This is a genomic window from uncultured Draconibacterium sp. (assembly GCF_913060805.1).
In the GTDB taxonomy this organism is placed as follows: domain Bacteria; phylum Bacteroidota; class Bacteroidia; order Bacteroidales; family Prolixibacteraceae; genus Draconibacterium.
In genome coordinates, this window is the sequence record NZ_CAJXTC010000003.1 from 151,748 (window position 1) to 169,637 (window position 17,890).

The window sequence follows — 17,890 nt, forward strand, 5'->3', positions numbered from 1 at the left end:
CCGTTATCTTTCTACTTTTTACCTGAATTAATGACTAAAAGAACCATAAATATCATTCTGATCTCGATCGGTACCATTGGATTTATTTCTATTTTTTGGTGGTTAAATGCCGATCCTACAAAAGATTTTACCGTTAATCTTGAAGGCGCTGATAATAGAGGAAAAGGAGTTCCTCCGCAGGAAGTTACTATTGGCGAGCATTTTGAGGAACTGGCCTCTGATTATCAGGTTCTGGAAGAGACCTGGACTAACTTTCGTGGTGCCGATTACGACAATATTTCGAAGTCGCCGGTAAAACTGGTGGAAAGTTTTGGTGCAGATGGACCGAAAATTCTTTGGTCGAAAAAATTAGGTGAAGGACACTCAGGAGCTGCAATCTACAAAGGTTTAGCTTATGTACTCGATTACGATGAGGAAGAGCGCGCCGATATTTTACGTTGTTTTTCGGTAGTTAGCGGAGAAGAGCAGTGGCGACGTGGTTATGATGTGGCCATTAAACGAAATCACGGAATGTCGCGAACTATTCCGGCAGTTACCGAGAAATACATTGTAACGATTGGTCCGAAATGCCACGTTATGTGCCTTGATCGCGAAACCGGAGATTTCCGTTGGGGGCTCGATGTGGTAAAAGAATATCAGAATGAAATTCCGTTTTGGTACACCGGCCAATGTCCGTTAATCGACAACGGTGTGGCTATTATTGCCACCGGAGGAAGTAAAATGATGGTGGCCGTTGATTGCGAAACCGGTGAGAAATTATGGGAAACACCAAATCCCGAAGGTTGGAAAATGTCGCACTCATCAGTTATACCCTATACTTTTGGCGGACGAAAAATGTATGTGTACAGCGCCATTGGAGGCTTACTTGGAGTGGCTGCCGACGGACCTGATGCCGGACAGATTTTGTGGGAAACATCGCAGTGGAACCACTCGGTTGTTGCACCATCGCCGGTTTGTATGCCCGACGGAAAGATTTTTATGACCGCAGGTTACGGAGCCGGAAGTATGATGTTACAACTAACGGAAAGCAACGGCGCTTTCACGGTTGAACCTCTTTATGAATATGCACCAAAAGAAGGACTGGCATGTGAGCAGCAAACGCCGATTTTCTGGAATGGTTACTTGTTTGGTATCGTTCCGAAAGATGGTGGTGCCAACCGAAATCAAATGATTTGCGTGAATCCTGATGATACAAGAAAAGTGGTGTGGACGAGTGGTAAGGAAACCCGTTTTGGCCTCGGACCCTATTTTATTGCCGACAATAAAATGTTCATTCTGAGCGACGACGGAACCCTCACTATTGCACGCCCAAGCACCGAGAAATACATTCAGTTGGAACAGGTTAAAGTAATTGAAGACGGGCACGATGCCTGGGCGCCTTTTGCCCTCGCCGACGGCTACTTATTGTTGCGCGACGCGGAAACGATGATCTGTATCGACCTGAATGTGAATGGATAGATAAGAAAAAATAATTTGCCCAATGGGAAATAATACAAAAGGAGAATATCAAACCCGATGTATTCGAAGATTGATAAATCAAGGATTAAATAGGGAGCAAGTGGTCAAACTGCTAGCTGATGAATTTAATTCATCAGAAATATGGGCAATCGGTAGAATGAATACTTATGAAGGTAAAACTAAGGGCTATGGACCGATGGGAGAAAACGATCCTTGTTTTATCATTCAAAGATTTATTGAAAAAGGTTTTAGTCGAGAGCAGATTATTAACATTCTAATGGATAAATATGCTTATTCAAAAAGAAGGGCAATATTGAGGATGAATCGATATGAAGATGACTATGGATTTAATCTTATTAAATAGATTCTGCGTATCAGTGTTTAAATGAAAAGAATTATACGAATATGAAGAACAAAGGAATCGTAATATTTCTGATTGTACTGGCGGTGGTAATCGTTGGCATAATGGTGGTTGACTGGTACTCGAAGCGTCCGGATAACATGGATGCTAATAAATTTGAGTTCAGTGTGGATGAGTTTCGGAATGTTCCGGAAGAGCTGGTGAAGTACAAAGAAACCCGGAATTTTAACCTGGGCTTTGTTTTGGCAGAAGCACTTGAAGTTGCCAACGACAAAATATATGCAGTTGGCGATCAGGAACTGAAGATCGTTGATTTTTCGGGAACCCTGCTGGGCGAGGTTGGTTTCCTTGACGAACCTCACGGATTGGATGTGGTTGGCGATACCATTTATGTGGTGTTCGAGAAATTTGTGTGGATCGTTGATGAAACCGGCACAACCATTCATAAATGGGAAGTTGAAGGTGAAGACACCTACCTAACTTCGGTTGCGGTTGATGGCGAAGATATTATGGTTGCCGATGCCGGTAACCGACGCGTTCTGCGTTTTAATCACCAGGGAGAAATTGTAAATGAGTTTGAAGGAAAAACGGATGACGATTTAGCACACGGTTTTATTATACCAAGTCCATATTTCGATATTGATATAAATGCATATGGCGATTTGTGGGTGGCCAATCCGGGAATGCACACTTTGGAGAATTACACCAAGGAAGGACGCTTACGCGAGTTCTGGAAAGCTTCCGGAAATCAAACCGAGAATTTTAGCGGATGTTGCAATCCTGCCCATTTTTGCTTTTTGCCCGATGGCAGTTTTGTTACCAGTGAAAAAGGTTTGGTTCGCGTGAAGATCTACAAAGCTTCAGGCGAATTTTCAGGAGTTGTTGCACCGCCAACCAAATTCGATGAAAAAATTGAAGGACAGGCACCCGATGTTGCTGTCGATGAGAATGGAAATATTTATGCGCTTGATTTCGACAGAAATGTATTACGTGTGTTTGAGCCAAAAATATCAGAATAGACAATTTTAAGGAGATGAAACGAAAAGAATTTATAAGAACAACAGGCCGGCTTTTACTTCTCGGAGGAATTACCGCTTCTGCAGGTTATTTATTCGTGAATAAAAAAGTGTCTGCCGCATGTTCGGTTTCCCCAACTTGTAAAAACTGTGGCAAGGTTACGGCATGTATTAATCCGGAAGTTAAACAGGAGCGGGGAGAAGTGGAGATAACTCCATAAAGGTTCTGTTTTTATAGCCCCGGTTTTTAACCCGGGGGAACGAGTGAAACGAGTAGGAAGGCGCTTTTGGTAAGTTGATTGAAAAACAAAATTATTAAGCGCCGAAAAAGCAAACGTTGATTAGAAAGAACAAATGGAAAATAACAGCAAATCACAAAGTCGCCGAAAATTTATACGGAATGGGGTACGTGCCTCATTGTTGTTGTCGTTGGGAGCGGTAAGTGTTTCGGCGCTTCGTAAGGTAAGTGGCGATGATTATGTGTGGCAGATCGATCCGTTTAAATGTACGCAATGCGGACGCTGTGCAACGGAGTGTGTGTTGAATCCTTCGGCGGTAAAATGTCTTCATGCATTTGATTTATGTGGTTACTGCGATTTGTGTGGCGGCTACCTGAAACCAGATGCCAACGCACAAAGTACAGCTGCCGAAAACCAGTTGTGCCCAACGGCAGCTATTGAGCGTCGTTTTATCGAGGAACCCTATTTCGAATATCATATCGATGAGGATTTGTGCATTGGTTGTGCAAAATGTGTTGCCGGATGTACTTCGTTCGGGAATGGTTCGATGCATCTGCAGATCATGCACCATATTTGCGTGAATTGTAACGAATGTTCCATCGCCAGGGTTTGCCCGTCGGACGCCATAAGCCGGGTAAAAGCCAGTGAAGCCTACAACGTAAAAGGCGACTTTACAAACAATCCTGAAGCCTGATATTTAAAATGAGAAATCAACTTAACCAAAATAGCCACGAGCCACGAGTTACTAGCCAAAAGCAAAAGAGATTCTTCGGATTTAGGTCAAAATCTGTGTTTTTCACTTTTGCCTTTTTACTTTTCACTTTTGCCTTTAATCTTTTGTCTCTTGACTTGTCGGCTCAGAAACAACGTTTCCCAAAACCTGAATTCGATACGGGTTACACGCAGCCAACGCCGGTAACACCTGAACCGCGGGCACTGGCAATGGAATATTTCGATGTGCTGATACTCATCCTTGTTTTGGCGGCAGCAACTTATTTTGCCGTAAAAAGCCGTTCGCGACAAGGTATTTTGTGGCTGTCGATATTTACGCTCGTTTATTTCGGGTTCTACCGGAACGGTTGTATTTGCAGCATCGGAGCTATACAAAATGTTACGCTCACCTTTTTCGATTCGGCCTATGCCATTTCGCTAACGGCCTTATTGTTTTTTGTCATTCCGCTGGTTGTTACGCTCTTTTTTGGGCGAACGTTCTGTGCCGGTGCCTGTCCGTTGGGCGCCATTCAGGATTTGGTGGTGGTAAAACCCATAAGTTTGCCAAAATGGTTAAACAAAACACTCGGACTGATTCCCTATTTATACCTGTCGCTGGCCATTCTTTTTGCTGCAACAGGAACCGATTTTATCATTTGCCGATACGATCCGTTCGTGGGAATTTTCCGCATGGATGCCAAATTTCTGATGATCGTTTTGGGTGTGGCATTCTTATTGATGGGAATGTTTGTTGCCCGTCCGTATTGTCGCTTTTTGTGTCCTTACGGAGTGCTGTTGAGCTGGATGTCGCGTTTCTCAAGCCGGCATCTTACTATCACGCCATCAAAATGTATTCAGTGTAAATTATGTGCCAACTCGTGTCCTTTTGATGCTATTGATTTCCCGACTAACGAGAAAGAAGTAGTGAAATCAGGATTGGGGCCAAAACGTTTTATAACCTACGCTTTGATAATTCCGTTGTGGATTGCACTGGGTGTATTTGTGGGGGCCAAATCGCATACTTTCTTATCGAAAGCAAATCAGGATGTATACCTGGCAGAATTGCTGATTGAACATCCTGAATTGAAAAATGATCCGGATAATATTGATGTACAAACTTTCCTTGCCTCAGGAAAACCGATGGAGCAGCTGGTAAGTGAAGCCACAGTAATTCGTGAGAAATTCTACATCGGAAGTATGATAGCCGGAGGATTTATGGGATTGGTAATTGGAATGACTTTGTTGAATACTGTGGTGTTCCGTAAACGTCAGGATTATGAGCCGCACAAAGGAAATTGCTACAGTTGCGCAAGGTGTGTTGATTATTGCCCCGTGGAAAAATAATATTGAATAAAAAAAGAAGAACCAAGATAAGATGAACAACCAGGATAAACTAAAACTCTCGCAGAACATCGCTGTAATCGCAGGTATTTTTTGCGCTGCTGTTGCGCTGCTGCTTTTATTAAATTTTTGGCAGATCACGAAAACCGACCCTATTGAAAGTAAAGCTTTGGAAGCGTTGGTTGAGCGGCTAAAAGACGATGCCAATAACGAGGAGTTAAAAGAAGAGATTCGCAACTTCGATTTGCTGGCCCGCAAGGCCTATTTTAATAGTCAATGGCAAGTGGAAACCGGTGCTTACATGCTGCTTTTCGGTGCCATTGTATTGGCTTTTGCATTGCGGGTTTATTACTCTGCAAAAAGTAAAATTGAAGAGCCTGAGAAAGTATTGGAAAATGAAGTTGCCAGCCGGATAATTGCCCAAAAGGGAATTATAATTGTGGGGGCGGCTGTTATGGTTTTGGCGCTGCTGGCCTCCTTCTTGTCAGTGAACCAGCTAAAATCATACGATGCGTCGGCTTTGGTAGCCGAAAACGAAACATCAGCAGAAGATCCTGTTGAAGTTATAAATGTTGCACCGGCACAAACTACTACCAATCAAGTTCCGGAAGAAGTTGCCGACCAAGAAACAGCTGATTCCGAGAATGTAGTAGAAGAAACTGAAACCGAAGCTCAACCTGAAGAGACTGTTGCGGAAGCACCGACAGAAGCTCCGAAATCTGCAGCTGCATCATCGGGAGTGACGCTTGATCAAATTCAGAAAAACCATAATGCGCTCCGTGGTCCTTTATCGCAGGGAGTGATCATGCATAAAAATATTCCGACAGAGTGGGACGGCGCTGCCGGAACAAATGTGCTTTGGAAAGTTGAAGTGCCCAAACATGGATTTAACTCTCCAATTATATGGGGCGATAAATTGTTTGTTGCAGGTGCAGATAACACCACACGAGAAGTGTATTGTTACAATCGTAACGATGGAAAATTGCTGTGGACCGGAGTTGCGGATAACATTTCAGGATCGCCGGCTACACCACCGCGTGTAACCGATGATACCGGTCTTGCTGCACCAACTTTAACCACCGACGGGAAAGCTGTTTTTGCCATTTTCGCTACCGGCGACGTAATTGCTTTCGATATGAATGGCAAACGAGTTTGGGCAAGAAACCTGGGTGTTCCGGATAACCACTACGGACATTCATCGTCGCTGGTAACCTGGAACGGAAAACTCATTGTTCAATATGATACTAACCGTGGTGGAAAAGTGATGGCCCTGGACAACAAATCAGGCGAAACGGTTTGGGAAACACAACGTAGTGCAAAAATTTCATGGGCAAGTCCGGTATTGGCCGAGGTGGATGGTAAATATCAGGTGGTATTAATTGCTGATCCAACCATTGCCGGATATGATGTGGAAACTGGTGAAGAACTTTGGTCGGTTGAATGTATGATGGGCGAGGTTGGTGCATCAGTTGGTTATGCCGATGGAATTGTAGTGGGAGCAAACGAATATGCACGAATGGTAGCCATTGACATCCGCACACATGAAGTGCTTTGGGAAGATGATTTTTACCTGCCCGAAGCTGCCAGTCTTTTGGCACACGACGGATTGCTTTTTGCTGCAACCAGTTATGGCGTTTTTGTGTGTTACGACCTAAAAGAGGGAGAATTGCTTTGGGAAGATGATTTTGGCTCGCCGGTGTATTCATCGCCGGTTTATGCCGATGGTAAAGTATTCCTGATGGACAACGACGGTGTTATGCGCATTTATGAGTTTTCAAGAGAACTGAAAAAAGTTGGCGAAAACCCACTGGGCGAAATGTCGGGTCCTACGCCGGCGTTTGCCGATGGACGGATTTACATTAGAGGAGAGAAAGACTTGTATTGCATAGGGAAGTAATTTGAAATTGTCATTCCGAACGAAGAGAGGAATCTGTTACAAAAGTTAAAGATGCTCATTCGCTTTGTTTTCGAAATGATGAAGGGAAGCAACATTTATGACAGAAGAAAATAAATATATCGATCAGCTCATCGGTGAAAAAGGCGTAACAAAAAAGAGCCTGATTCCTATTCTTCAGGCCATTCAGAAAGAATACAATTATCTGCCTGAGGAAATTTTGAGAATGGTGGCTGAAAAGACTGAGATCAGTCTGGCTGAGATTATTGGAGTGGCCAGTTTTTACTCGCAGTTTCGTTTGCACCCGGTTGGCGAGCACATGATAAAAGTGTGTGTGGGAACGGCGTGCCACGTAAAGGGTGCCGGTCAGGTTTACGATGCTTTTCGTCGTGAATTGAAGCTGACAGATGGTCAGGATACAGAGGATTCAGGAAAATATACATTGGAGCAAGTCGCTTGTTTAGGCTGTTGTACATTGGCACCTGTAGTTCAAATCGATGAAACTACTTATGGACACGTGGCATCCGATCAGGTTGGACAGCTTATTGCCGATTTTGAAAGTCTAAAGGGAACTAAAAACTCGAAAAAGGCCCGAAAAGCTGATGGTTCAGAAATTCAGGGAGAGATACGAATTGGACTTGGATCGTGCTGTGTAGCCAGTGGAAGTAAGGAAATTCAGGAGGAAGTGGAGCACGTGGTGAACGATAGTGGTTTGCGCGTGAACCTGAAACATGTGGGCTGCGTGGGAATGTGCCACCAGGTGCCTTTGGTTGAGGTGGTTCCGAATGAAGGTGAACCTACGCTCTATGCCAAAGTTAAACCCGAGGATGTAAAAAATATTGTAGAAAGTCATTTTCAGGCACCGGGCTTATTTGCCCGTTTGAAAAATAAATTAATACACACGGTTGAAGATATTCAGACCGACCGTAACTGGGACGGAATTGAGCGCTACGAGATCAGCATGCGCGAGAAACCTGTTGCTTCATTTTTAGGGAAACAGGTGCCAATTGCCACTGAATATCGAGGAATTATCAATCCGCTTGATATCAATGAATACCTGAGTCGCGGAGGTTTTTCGGCCGTGGAAAAGGTGCTGAACAAAATGGAGCCCGATGAGGTGATCCGCGAGGTAAAAGACAGCGGAGTCAGAGGTCGTGGTGGAGCAGGATTTCCAACAGGACTAAAATGGGAGTTGGTAAAAAAGCAGGAAGAACCTGAAAAATATATCATTTGTAACGGCGATGAAGGTGATCCCGGAGCTTTTATGGATCGTATGTTGCTCGAGTCGTATCCGTACCGGGTGATTGAGGGAATGATCATTGCCGCTTACGCCGTGGGCATCCACCAAGGATATTTTTATATCCGTGCCGAGTATCCGTTGGCGGTAAAACGTATTCGCGAGGCCTTGAAAATATGCAAGGCTAAAAATTACCTCGGAGAAAATATTTTAGGTAGTGGTTTTAATCTCGAACTGCAGATCTACGAAGGTGCCGGTGCTTTTGTTTGTGGTGAAGAAAGTGCACTTATCGCTTCCATCGAAGGAAATCGTGGTTTCCCAAGAATGCGCCCGCCATTTCCGGCGGAGAGCGGTTTGTGGGGAAAACCAACACTGGTAAACAACACCGAAACGTTAGCTCAGATTTCTTATATTTTACGTGAGGGATCCGAGGGATTTTCAAAAATCGGATCAGGAAAAAGTACCGGAACAAAGGTTTTTGCACTGGCGGGTAAAGTGGCCCGTGGCGGACTGATTGAGGTACCGATGGGAATTTCCATTAAACAGGTTATTGAAGAAATTGGAGGAGGAATTGCCAATGGGCGCCAGTTTAAGGCGGTTCAGATCGGTGGTCCGTCGGGTGGTTGTATTCCGGCCGAACATTCCAATACGCCAATCGATTTTGAATCCCTGGGAGAAATGGGAGCAATGATGGGATCAGGTGGTCTTGTTGTGCTCGACGACACCGATTGTATGGTTGATATTGCCCGTTATTTCCTTTCATTTACACAAGAAGAATCATGCGGGAAATGTACGTTCTGCCGCGTTGGAACAAAGAGAATGCTCGACATTCTTGATGGTATTGTTAGTGGAAAAGGCAAAAAAGGTGACATTGAAGAGTTGGAGCACCTGGCAGAGTGGACAAAAAAAGGAAGTCTTTGCGGACTGGGAAAAACAGCGCCAAATCCGGTGTTAAGTACCTTGAAACATTTCCGTGATGAATACGAAGCTCACATCAACGGCACATGCCCGACCGGAAAATGTGCCGAACTGATCACTTATTCGGTGAACGACGAGTGTATTGGTTGTACAAAATGTGTTCAAAAATGTCCGGTTGATGCGATTCCGTTCACGCCGCACGAGAAACATAGTATTGATACGGAATTGTGTATAAAATGTGATGCGTGCAGAGCAGCTTGTCCGGTTGATGCAATTGACGTGAAATAATCCAGTATCCAGAAAAATGATTAAACTAAAAATAAATAACAAAGTAGTTGAGGTTGAACAAGGAACTTCGGTGATGAAAGCCGCACAACAACAGGGAATTGAGATTCCGAATATGTGTTGGCACGACGAGCTGGAGCACTTTACTTCCTGCATGCTTTGTATGGTAAAAGACCAGAAAAACGGTAGACTTTATCCGTCCTGTTCGGTAAAAGCAGTGGAAGGAATGGAGGTGATTACGGATGATCAGGAGATTGCTGATTCACGAAAAACTGCACTGGAGTTGCTTTTAAGCGAACATGTTGGCGATTGTGAAGGTCCGTGTCAGGTGGCTTGCCCGGCGCACATGGATATTCCGCGCATGAACCGGTTGATTGCTGCAGAAAAATTTGATGAAGCGCTGGCCGTTGTAAAAAAAGACATTGCTCTGCCTGCAGTTTTAGGACGCATTTGTCCGGCTCCTTGCGAAGGTGCCTGCCATAGAAAAACCGTTGACGAGCCTGTATCAATTTGTTTATTAAAACGAATTGTGGGAGACAACGGAGTGGAACCAACAGCTCCTGAAGTTGAAAAAACAGGGAAAAAAGTGGCTGTAATTGGTGCCGGTCCGGCCGGATTGGCAGCCGCCTATTACATGCAACTGAAGGGAATTGACATAACTTTGTTTGATAAAAATGAAAAAGCCGGCGGTCTGCTTCGAACTGAATTGAGCGAAGAAGTTTTGCCAGTGGATGTGCTTGATAAGGAAATTGAAGCGATAATAAAAACCGGTGTTGAGTTTCGTGGAGGGCAGTCGATTGGAGCCGAAGACTTTGATCAGCTAAAAAAGGATTTTGATGCGGTGGTGTTGGCTTCAGGTACAATTACTGATGATTCGGAAAAGTATGGTCTGAAAGCCGGGCCCAAAGGAGTTATTGCAGACAAAACAACTTATCAAACTTCCGACGAAAAAGTTTTTGCCATCGGGAATGTTTTGCGTTCATCGCGTTTAGCAGTTCGCTCGGTTGGTCAGGGAAAAGAAGTGGCTTTTTCTGTTCTGCAATTTTTGGCCGGACAGGAGATAAAAGGTGAACCGCGTTTATTTAATTCGCGCTTTGGAAAGATGGTAGCCGACGAGTTTGCCGAGTATCTGAAAGAGTCGGTGGAAGGTAAACAGAAGATTCCGGAACATGGAAAGAATGCCGGTTTTACCCGAGAAGAAGCCATTGCCGAAGCAAAACGATGTTTGCATTGCGATTGCCGCGCCATTGATAATTGTAAACTGCGTGAGTATTCCGACCAATATCAGGTGGATCAGAAACGCTTTAAAACCAGCGAACGCCGGAAAATTACAAAACAGGTCAATCACGATTTGGTGGTTTACGAATCACAAAAATGTATCAAGTGCGGAATTTGTGTACGCCTGACCGGAAAATACCAGGAGAAGTTTGGTTTTACTTTTATTGGCAGAGGTTTTGATGTGGAGATTGGCGTTCCGTTTAACGAAGACCTGAAATTAGGATTGACTGAAACAGCACGAAAAGTTGCTGAAGGTTGCCCAACCGGAGCAATCTCGTTAAAGAATGATGAATGAAGAATGTCGATTAACGATTTTTGATTGAGTCGGCAGTTGGCAAATTGCAATAGGCAAACTAATGTTTCCTATGTGCCTATTGTGGTTCAAAAAACAAGGCAAAAGTTTAAAGTAGAAAGGCAAAAATAGAAAGACGAAAGATGATGTGTCATCCTGAGCGAAGTCGAAGGGTGTTTGTTGAATAAAGATTTAAGAATGAGTCGACAATTGACAAATAGAAATAGGCAATCTCCTATTGTTTTTCTATGTGTCTATTGTGGTTCAAAAAAAATAAAAATGCTGAGTGTTGATTAACGATTTAAGGTGAGAATCTGCAATCAAAATTCGTTAATCAGTATTCGCAAATCAAAGAGTTTATGAAGTATTGGATAGTTACTTTTTTAATAATAATGAGTTTTGGGGCTGTTGCTCAGCCTTCCGATTCGTGGCCTATTTTTCGCGGTGAGCAACATCTGTCAGGTGTTTCAAAGACAACACTGCCGGATTCTCCGAATCTTTTATGGGTTTTCGAAACCGGCGATAATATCAAAGCGGCACCGGTAGTTGCCAATAATAAAGTAGTGATCGGTTCAACCGATGGCTTCGTTTATTGCGTTGATACTTCTGGAGAGCTTTTGTGGAAATTCAATACTGAAAATTCAATTGAAGCACCAGCACTTATTTTGGATAATACGGTTTATGTTGGAAATCTGGATGGGATGCTGTTTGCGCTAAATCTTGATAACGGCGAAAAACTTTGGGATTACGAGTGTGAAAACCAGATAATCGGCTCGGCAAATTGGTGGACAGAAGATGGAACAACCTATATTTTTATGGGCAGTTACGATTACTATCTTCATTGTGTTGACGCTAAAACCGGTGAGCTGAAATGGAAATACGAGTCGGATAATTTTATCAACGGAGCAGCTGCCTGTGCCAATGGGAAAGCCATATTTGGGGGCTGCGACGGCTATCTTCACGTGGTTGATGTAACGACAGGCAAGCTGGTAGAAAAAATTGATGTGGCTACCTATGTGGCCGGGTCGATAACTATTGAAAATGATAAAGCTTATGTTGGTGATTACGATGGCCGATTTTTTCAGGTTGATATTGAAAGTGACAAAACTACCTGGGTATGGTCCGACGAAAAAACCAACTTGCAGTTCATCGCTTCTCCGGCTTTGTTGGGCGAAAAAGTATTAACAGCCAACCACAACAAATTTCTGTATTGTTTCAACAAAAATACAGGCGAGAAACTTTGGGAATACAACACCGGACGGCAGGTGGAGGCCTCTCCGGTAATTGTTAAAAATAAGGTAGTTGTGGCGAATATGCGTGGCGATTTGGCCATCGTGAACCTTTCGGATGGAAAGCCTGTTTGGACTTATGAAATAGGAAGCCAGATCATCAGTAATCCTGCGGTGGCCAACGGTCAGCTTTTTGTGGGAGCATACGATGGAAACATTTATTGTTTTGGCGAATAATTGCCCTTTTATTCTTCCGGCTTCTAAATATTTAGCGCATGAATATAATTCAAATCATACCCGGATCAGGTGGCAGCTTTTATTGTGGTAATTGCCTGCGCGATAGCAAATATGTGGATGCCTTGCGAAAATTGGATCACCAGGTGGTAAAAATTCCAATGTATTTGCCGCTTTTTTCAGATGAACACGACATTTCCGACATCCCGATTTTTTATGGGGCCATCAGTACTTATCTCAAGCAGGTTTATCCCATTTTTAGGAGAGCACCGGCTTGGTTCGATAAGCTGTTGAATTCAAAACCCATGATGAAAATGGCAGCCTCAATGGCAGGATCTACACGTGCAAAAGGATTGGAAGACATGACCATTTCGATGTTGCTGGGCGAACAGGGCGAGCAAAAAGAAGAATTGGAAAAAATGGTTGATTGGATTGCTGAACATTGCAAGCCCGATGTAATTCATATCTCCAATGCATTATTGCTTGGCCTTGCAAAACGTTTGAAAGAAAAGGTTGGAGTTCCGGTGGTTTGCTCGCTACAGGATGAGGATGTGTGGGTTGATGCCATGCAACCTCAGTTTCAGCAACCAATTTGGGATTTAATGCATGAACGTGCCGAAGATGTGGATGCCTTGGTTGCCGTCAGCAATTATTTTGCCGATGAAATGAAAAAGCGCATGCGTCTGGAGGATAAGAAGGTGCACACATTTTACCTGGGCGTTGATGTGGAGGATTATCCATACATCCCCATTAAAGAGAAACCGAAAAATGTTGGTTATATTTCGAGAATGTGCCACAAAGATGGTTTCGATATTGTGGTGGATGCTTTTATCGAATTAAAAAAGAAAGCCGGTTTTGAGGAGGTGAAACTGATTGCTACAGGAGGTTTGACCGGCGATGATAAAAAGTTTTTTAAGGAACAAAAACATAAGCTGAAAGAGGCTGGTTTATTGCATCAATTTGAGGTAGTGGAAGAGTTTGAAGGAGCTGCCCGCCATGAATTTTTTAAGCAAGTTGCCATGATTTCGGTTCCGGTTCGTATCGGCGAAGCATTCGGGATGTATTTGTTGGAAGCAATGGCGTCAGGAGTTCCGGTGATACAACCTGCTTTGGGAGCTTTTCCTGAAATTGTGGATGTTTCAGGTGGAGGTGTAATCTATTCGCCAAATACACCTGGAAAATTAAGTGAAAGTTGGGCCGAACTATTGAATGATCCTGGAAAATTAGAAAAGCTGAGCAAAGCTGGTTATGAAGGAACAAGCAAGAAATTTAATATACATAATCATGCAGCAGAAATTGTTGAGCTGTATGAAAGTTTGAAGAAATAAACTTAGCGTCTTTGCGCCATAGCGGTAAAACGAAACATAATGCTATTACAACTTAAACAAATTTCAAAAGGTTACGGAGAAGCCGGAACACACAGCTTTCGTCCGGTACTAAAAGAGCTGAATCTTGAACTGGAGAAAGGTCAAAAAGTGGCCATCATAGGACCAAGTGGCTCGGGAAAAACAACTTTGCTGAATTTGGTGGGGGCACTGGATACACCCGATTCCGGGGAGGTAATGTTTAATGGCACCAATATCACTGGTTACAACTCAACTCAATTGGCCGCTTTTCGTAATCAGAACCTTGGTTTTGTTTTTCAAATGCATCATTTAATGCCGCAGTTGAGTATGTGGGAGAATGTGTTGCTGCCGCTTTTACCACAAGGCAAGGTTACGAAAGAACAAAAAGACTGGGCAGAATACCTGATCAATAAAGTTGGTATTTCAGAGCAACGTAACCAGAAACCATCAGAAATGTCGGGAGGTGAGTGCCAGCGCACTGCTGTGGTTCGTGCGCTAATCAATAAACCTGAATTGATTCTTGCTGATGAGCCAACCGGGGCGCTTGACGAGGCCAATGCCAATGCTCTTTCTGAGCTGCTTATTCAACTCAGCGAAGAGGAAGGTGTGACCTTGGTGACGGTAACTCACTCGGCAGAGTTAGCCCAAAAAATGGATACGAAATTTTTACTGAAAAACGGACAATTGGAACAAGAATAATCTCCCCTCTTTGAGGGGAGTACGGCAAAGCCGGGAGGGGTGATTATGACCAAATTTCAATACATAATAAAATCTTTTCTTCATTATTTTAAGGCCAACTTGTTGGTTGCAATTGGTGTGGCTATCAGTACTATGGTTTTAACTGGCTCACTTGTTATTGGCGATTCGGTGAGGCACAGTTTAACCCAGGCAACCTTTTATCGTTTGGGTGAAACAACGCATCTGGTAGCTGTAAAAGAGCGCTATTTTCGTCAGGAAATGGCTTCGGAGATGGAAGCTGCAAATTCGGATCTAAAAGCTACTTCTGTGCTTTTGTTGGAGGGAATGGCTGTTGCCGATGGAGGTCAGGAACGTGCAAATAAAGTTCAGGTGGTTGGCGTTGATACTGATTTTGAGGAAATCGCTAACACGCCGTTTTTTGCAGAACTCCAAAATAACGAGATTGCCATAAGCGAAAATTTGGCGGAGCGCTTGCAAAAAGGAGCCGGTGATAATATCCTGGTTCGAATAAAAAAGGCCAGCTTAATTCCGATGAATGCGCCGTTTGTGTCGGCAGAAGAAACAAGTGTTGCCATGCGTGCAACCATAAAAAAAGTGGTTAGCAAGGAAGAGCTGGGACGCTTTAGTTTGAAAAACTCGCAGACGGCACCGTACAATATTTTTATGTCGATTGAACGTCTCAATCGTTTAATGGAATTTGAAGGAAAGGCGAATCAAATTCTGGTTTCTACTGAGTTGGAAACAAACGTCGTTTCAGAAGTAGTAAATAGCTGTTTAACGCCCGCTGATGCCGGTTTGATATTAAAGATATTTGATGATAAACGTGAAGTGGAAATTTCTACTGAGCGGGTTTTTATGGAGCCAAAAATTTCTGATCTGCTCAGAAGTTTGCCTGGAGCAGATATGATATTGACTTACTTTGTAAATGCTATCGGCCATAATCAATCTTCGGTTCCCTATTCATTTGTGTCGTCGGTAAATGACCCAAAACTGGCTCAAAATGAAATAATATTAAACCGTTGGGCAGCCGATGATTTTAATGCGAATTTAGGAGACACCATCCGTTTAGAATATTTTGAGATTGGTCCTTTACGCCAGTTGGTAAATAAAGAGGCGGAGTTTATTTTAAAGGAGATTGTTCCGATGGATTCGCCATTGGCAGATCCAACGCGAGTACCTCATTTGCCGGGATTATCCGATGCCGGTCATTGCCGCGAGTGGGAAGCCGGTGTGCCGATAAATTTGGATGCCATCCGCGATAAAGACGAAAAATACTGGGACGACTATAAAGGCACACCGAAAGCATTTATTTCAACGGAGAGTGCTTTGCAACTTTGGTCCAACCGTTTTGGTGACTACACTGCTGTGCGCTATCCGGTTGGAACATTTAGTGAGGATGAATATAAAACGGAATTTGCTGCCGCTATTTCACCTGCTGATTTGGGAATGATCGTTGAACCAATTCGTGAACAGGGAGTACATGCAGCTCAAAACGGTACCGATTTTAGTGGACTGTTTATCGGATTAAGCTTTTTCATTCTTGTCGCTTCAATCATTCTAACGGCTTTGCTTTTCCGTTTAAATCTTGAAAGTCGTTCAACACAAATCGGACTGCTGGTAGCTCTGGGATTTCAGCAGAAAGATATCCGTAGTTTCTACCTGTCTGAAGGTTTTGTGGTTTCGTTGTTTGGTGGAATTGTTGGACTGGTGATTTCAAATTTTTACACCACGTTGGTTTTCCGCATATTAAATTCGTTGTGGTTCGACATTGTTCGTACCAATGTGCTCGAAATACAATTGTTGCCATCAACCTTGGTAATCGGATTGGTTATCAGTTTGATCGTTTCATTGGGTGCCATTGCAATTTCATTGCGGCGCTTTCAAAAACAAAAAGCTGTTGAATTACAAAAGCAGATCGCCGTTAAAGAAAGCCGCCTGAAAACACGACTTCTGAATGGTGTGTTGTGGGGAGCTTTAGCTTTGTCGGTTGTGGTTTTTGTTATGCAAATGTTTGCCAAGCAGGCCGATGCTTCAATGTTTTTTATGTCGGGCGGATTAATGTTGCTTGGTTTGTTGTTGTTGTTCAGAAAGATGTTGACGAAACGTGAGGCTAAAAAATCTCGCGAATTTGAGTTTAGTCAGTTGTCAGCGATAAACCTTACCCGTAATATCAGCCGGTCGACTACCATTGTTACGCTTTTTGCCTTGGGAACATTTATCGTTATTTCAACCGGTTCGTATAAAATGGATTTGATTGCCGGAGCCAACAAAAAAACAAGTGGCACAGGAGGCTTTTTATATTTTGCCGAAACCACCATGCCCGTTCTTTTCGATATTAATAACGAGGACAAGAAGGCGGAGGAAGGAATCTACGAAGATTTTAACGTGGTGCAGTTCCGCAAAGTGGATGGAGATGATGCCAGTTGCCTGAATCTGAATCGTATTGCGCAGCCCGCAATTTTGGGTGTTGATGCAGCCAATCTGATCGGGCGTTTTGATTTCGCTGCAAAGATGAAAGGTTTGGATGCTGATCCGTGGCAAAGTTTGGAAACTGATTTTGATGACGGAACTATTCCTGCTATTGCCGACCAAACTGTTATTCAGTGGGGGCTCGGCATGAAAGTGGGTGATGTGATACTGTACCAAAACGAATTGGGTGATACGTTAAAATTGAAACTGATCGCCGGAACAAAACCATCTGTTTTTCAGGGTTATGTAATTATCTCGAATAAACATTTTTTGAAAAATTACCCAAGTAGTTCGGGATCGAATATCTTTCTGGTGGGTGGCGATGCAGAAAATGAAACCGCAATTGGCGACGAGTTGCAATCGGTATTCCGCGACTATGGTTGGGAGATGGAAAGTGCGGCAAAACGACTAGTCGAGTTTTATTCAGTAACAAACACTTATCTTTCGATATTCCTTGCTCTTGGCGCGTTGGGATTAATTTTGGGGACCATAGGATTGGCAGTGATTCTGGCTCGTACCATCTTAGAGCGTCGAAGGGAAATTGCCCTTATGCAAGCCATTGGATTCACCAAAAGCTCCGTCTTTAAGTTGCTCAGAAACGAGTACTTGTTGCTGCTGATATCGGGTGTATTGCTTGGTTTTGTTACAGCGGTTGTGGCAACTTTGCCGGCATTTTTGTCTACCAATACCGATGCATCAATTTCAACTGTTGCAATTGTTGTGGCGCTGATTCTTGTAAATGGAGTGGTTTGGATTACCGGATTAAGCTGGTTCTCGCTGCAAAAAAGATCATTGATCAATTATCTGAAAACAGAATAGTTGTGGCGGAAAGTTACGATTTCGATCATGAAAATGGTTAGTTCTTCGTTAAATGTAAACAAAT

The 17,890-nt window shown here is 43.4% G+C and carries 13 protein-coding genes; all 13 read left to right on the plus strand.

All coding sequences use genetic code 11. The annotated features are described in order from the left end of the window. The first annotated feature begins 30 nt into the window (after positions 1-30). Entirely contained in the window at positions 31-1,458 is a 1,428-nt protein-coding gene (locus QZ576_RS02950) for a PQQ-binding-like beta-propeller repeat protein (protein ID WP_297093906.1), read from the plus strand. 22 nt (positions 1,459-1,480) lie between these two features. Further along, positions 1,481-1,822, plus strand: a complete 342-nt coding sequence (locus QZ576_RS02955; RefSeq protein ID WP_297093907.1) for a hypothetical protein — start codon at positions 1,481-1,483, stop codon at positions 1,820-1,822. A 41-nt stretch (positions 1,823-1,863) separates the two neighbouring features. After that, the gene (locus tag QZ576_RS02960) at positions 1,864-2,838 is read left to right on the plus strand and encodes a hypothetical protein (RefSeq protein ID WP_297093908.1); all 975 of its coding nucleotides are present in this window, start codon (positions 1,864-1,866) and stop codon (positions 2,836-2,838) included. Between the two features lie 14 nt (positions 2,839-2,852). Then, a complete protein-coding gene (locus tag QZ576_RS02965) occupies positions 2,853-3,056 on the plus strand; it encodes a hypothetical protein (protein WP_297093909.1) in 204 nt (67 codons plus the stop codon). A 133-nt stretch (positions 3,057-3,189) separates the two neighbouring features. Continuing rightward, positions 3,190-3,768, plus strand: coding sequence for a hypothetical protein (locus QZ576_RS02970; protein WP_297093910.1), 579 nt, complete (start codon positions 3,190-3,192; stop codon positions 3,766-3,768). A gap of 8 nt (positions 3,769-3,776) precedes the next feature. Beyond that, positions 3,777-5,129 carry a 4Fe-4S binding protein gene (locus QZ576_RS02975; protein WP_297093911.1) on the plus strand — a complete coding sequence of 451 codons (1,353 nt, stop codon included), beginning with the start codon at positions 3,777-3,779 and terminating at the stop codon, positions 5,127-5,129. Positions 5,130-5,160: 31 nt separating this feature from the next. Next, the gene (locus QZ576_RS02980; RefSeq protein ID WP_297093912.1) at positions 5,161-7,023 is read left to right on the plus strand and encodes a PQQ-binding-like beta-propeller repeat protein; all 1,863 of its coding nucleotides are present in this window, start codon (positions 5,161-5,163) and stop codon (positions 7,021-7,023) included. A 97-nt stretch (positions 7,024-7,120) separates the two neighbouring features. After that, positions 7,121-9,463 carry an NAD(P)H-dependent oxidoreductase subunit E gene (locus tag QZ576_RS02985; RefSeq protein ID WP_297093914.1) on the plus strand — a complete coding sequence of 781 codons (2,343 nt, stop codon included), beginning with the start codon at positions 7,121-7,123 and terminating at the stop codon, positions 9,461-9,463. 16 nt (positions 9,464-9,479) lie between these two features. After that, positions 9,480-11,033: a 2Fe-2S iron-sulfur cluster-binding protein gene (locus tag QZ576_RS02990; RefSeq protein WP_297093917.1), complete on the plus strand. Its 1,554-nt coding sequence runs from the start codon at positions 9,480-9,482 to the stop codon at positions 11,031-11,033. Between the two features lie 356 nt (positions 11,034-11,389). Continuing rightward, positions 11,390-12,496 (plus strand): PQQ-binding-like beta-propeller repeat protein, encoded by a 1,107-nt coding sequence (locus QZ576_RS02995; protein WP_297093919.1) that lies wholly within the window; start codon positions 11,390-11,392, stop codon positions 12,494-12,496. Between the two features lie 38 nt (positions 12,497-12,534). Next, positions 12,535-13,821 carry a glycosyltransferase family 4 protein gene (locus QZ576_RS03000; protein WP_297093921.1) on the plus strand — a complete coding sequence of 429 codons (1,287 nt, stop codon included), beginning with the start codon at positions 12,535-12,537 and terminating at the stop codon, positions 13,819-13,821. A 39-nt stretch (positions 13,822-13,860) separates the two neighbouring features. After that, on the plus strand, positions 13,861-14,538 hold the full coding sequence (locus QZ576_RS03005) for an ABC transporter ATP-binding protein (RefSeq protein WP_297093922.1): 678 nt from the start codon (positions 13,861-13,863) through the stop codon (positions 14,536-14,538). Between the two features lie 45 nt (positions 14,539-14,583). After that, a complete protein-coding gene (locus QZ576_RS03010) occupies positions 14,584-17,826 on the plus strand; it encodes an ABC transporter permease (RefSeq protein ID WP_297093924.1) in 3,243 nt (1,080 codons plus the stop codon). Positions 17,827-17,890: the final 64 nt, after the last annotated feature.

Coding starts and splice junctions, on each gene's coding strand:
- QZ576_RS02950 (WP_297093906.1), top strand. CDS start 31: ATGACTAAAAGAACCATAAATATCATTCTGATCTCGATCGGTACCATT.
- QZ576_RS02955 (WP_297093907.1), top strand. CDS start 1,481: ATGGGAAATAATACAAAAGGAGAATATCAAACCCGATGTATTCGAAGA.
- QZ576_RS02960 (WP_297093908.1), top strand. CDS start 1,864: ATGAAGAACAAAGGAATCGTAATATTTCTGATTGTACTGGCGGTGGTA.
- QZ576_RS02965 (WP_297093909.1), top strand. CDS start 2,853: ATGAAACGAAAAGAATTTATAAGAACAACAGGCCGGCTTTTACTTCTC.
- QZ576_RS02970 (WP_297093910.1), top strand. CDS start 3,190: ATGGAAAATAACAGCAAATCACAAAGTCGCCGAAAATTTATACGGAAT.
- QZ576_RS02975 (WP_297093911.1), top strand. CDS start 3,777: ATGAGAAATCAACTTAACCAAAATAGCCACGAGCCACGAGTTACTAGC.
- QZ576_RS02980 (WP_297093912.1), top strand. CDS start 5,161: ATGAACAACCAGGATAAACTAAAACTCTCGCAGAACATCGCTGTAATC.
- QZ576_RS02985 (WP_297093914.1), top strand. CDS start 7,121: ATGACAGAAGAAAATAAATATATCGATCAGCTCATCGGTGAAAAAGGC.
- QZ576_RS02990 (WP_297093917.1), top strand. CDS start 9,480: ATGATTAAACTAAAAATAAATAACAAAGTAGTTGAGGTTGAACAAGGA.
- QZ576_RS02995 (WP_297093919.1), top strand. CDS start 11,390: ATGAAGTATTGGATAGTTACTTTTTTAATAATAATGAGTTTTGGGGCT.
- QZ576_RS03000 (WP_297093921.1), top strand. CDS start 12,535: ATGAATATAATTCAAATCATACCCGGATCAGGTGGCAGCTTTTATTGT.
- QZ576_RS03005 (WP_297093922.1), top strand. CDS start 13,861: ATGCTATTACAACTTAAACAAATTTCAAAAGGTTACGGAGAAGCCGGA.
- QZ576_RS03010 (WP_297093924.1), top strand. CDS start 14,584: ATGACCAAATTTCAATACATAATAAAATCTTTTCTTCATTATTTTAAG.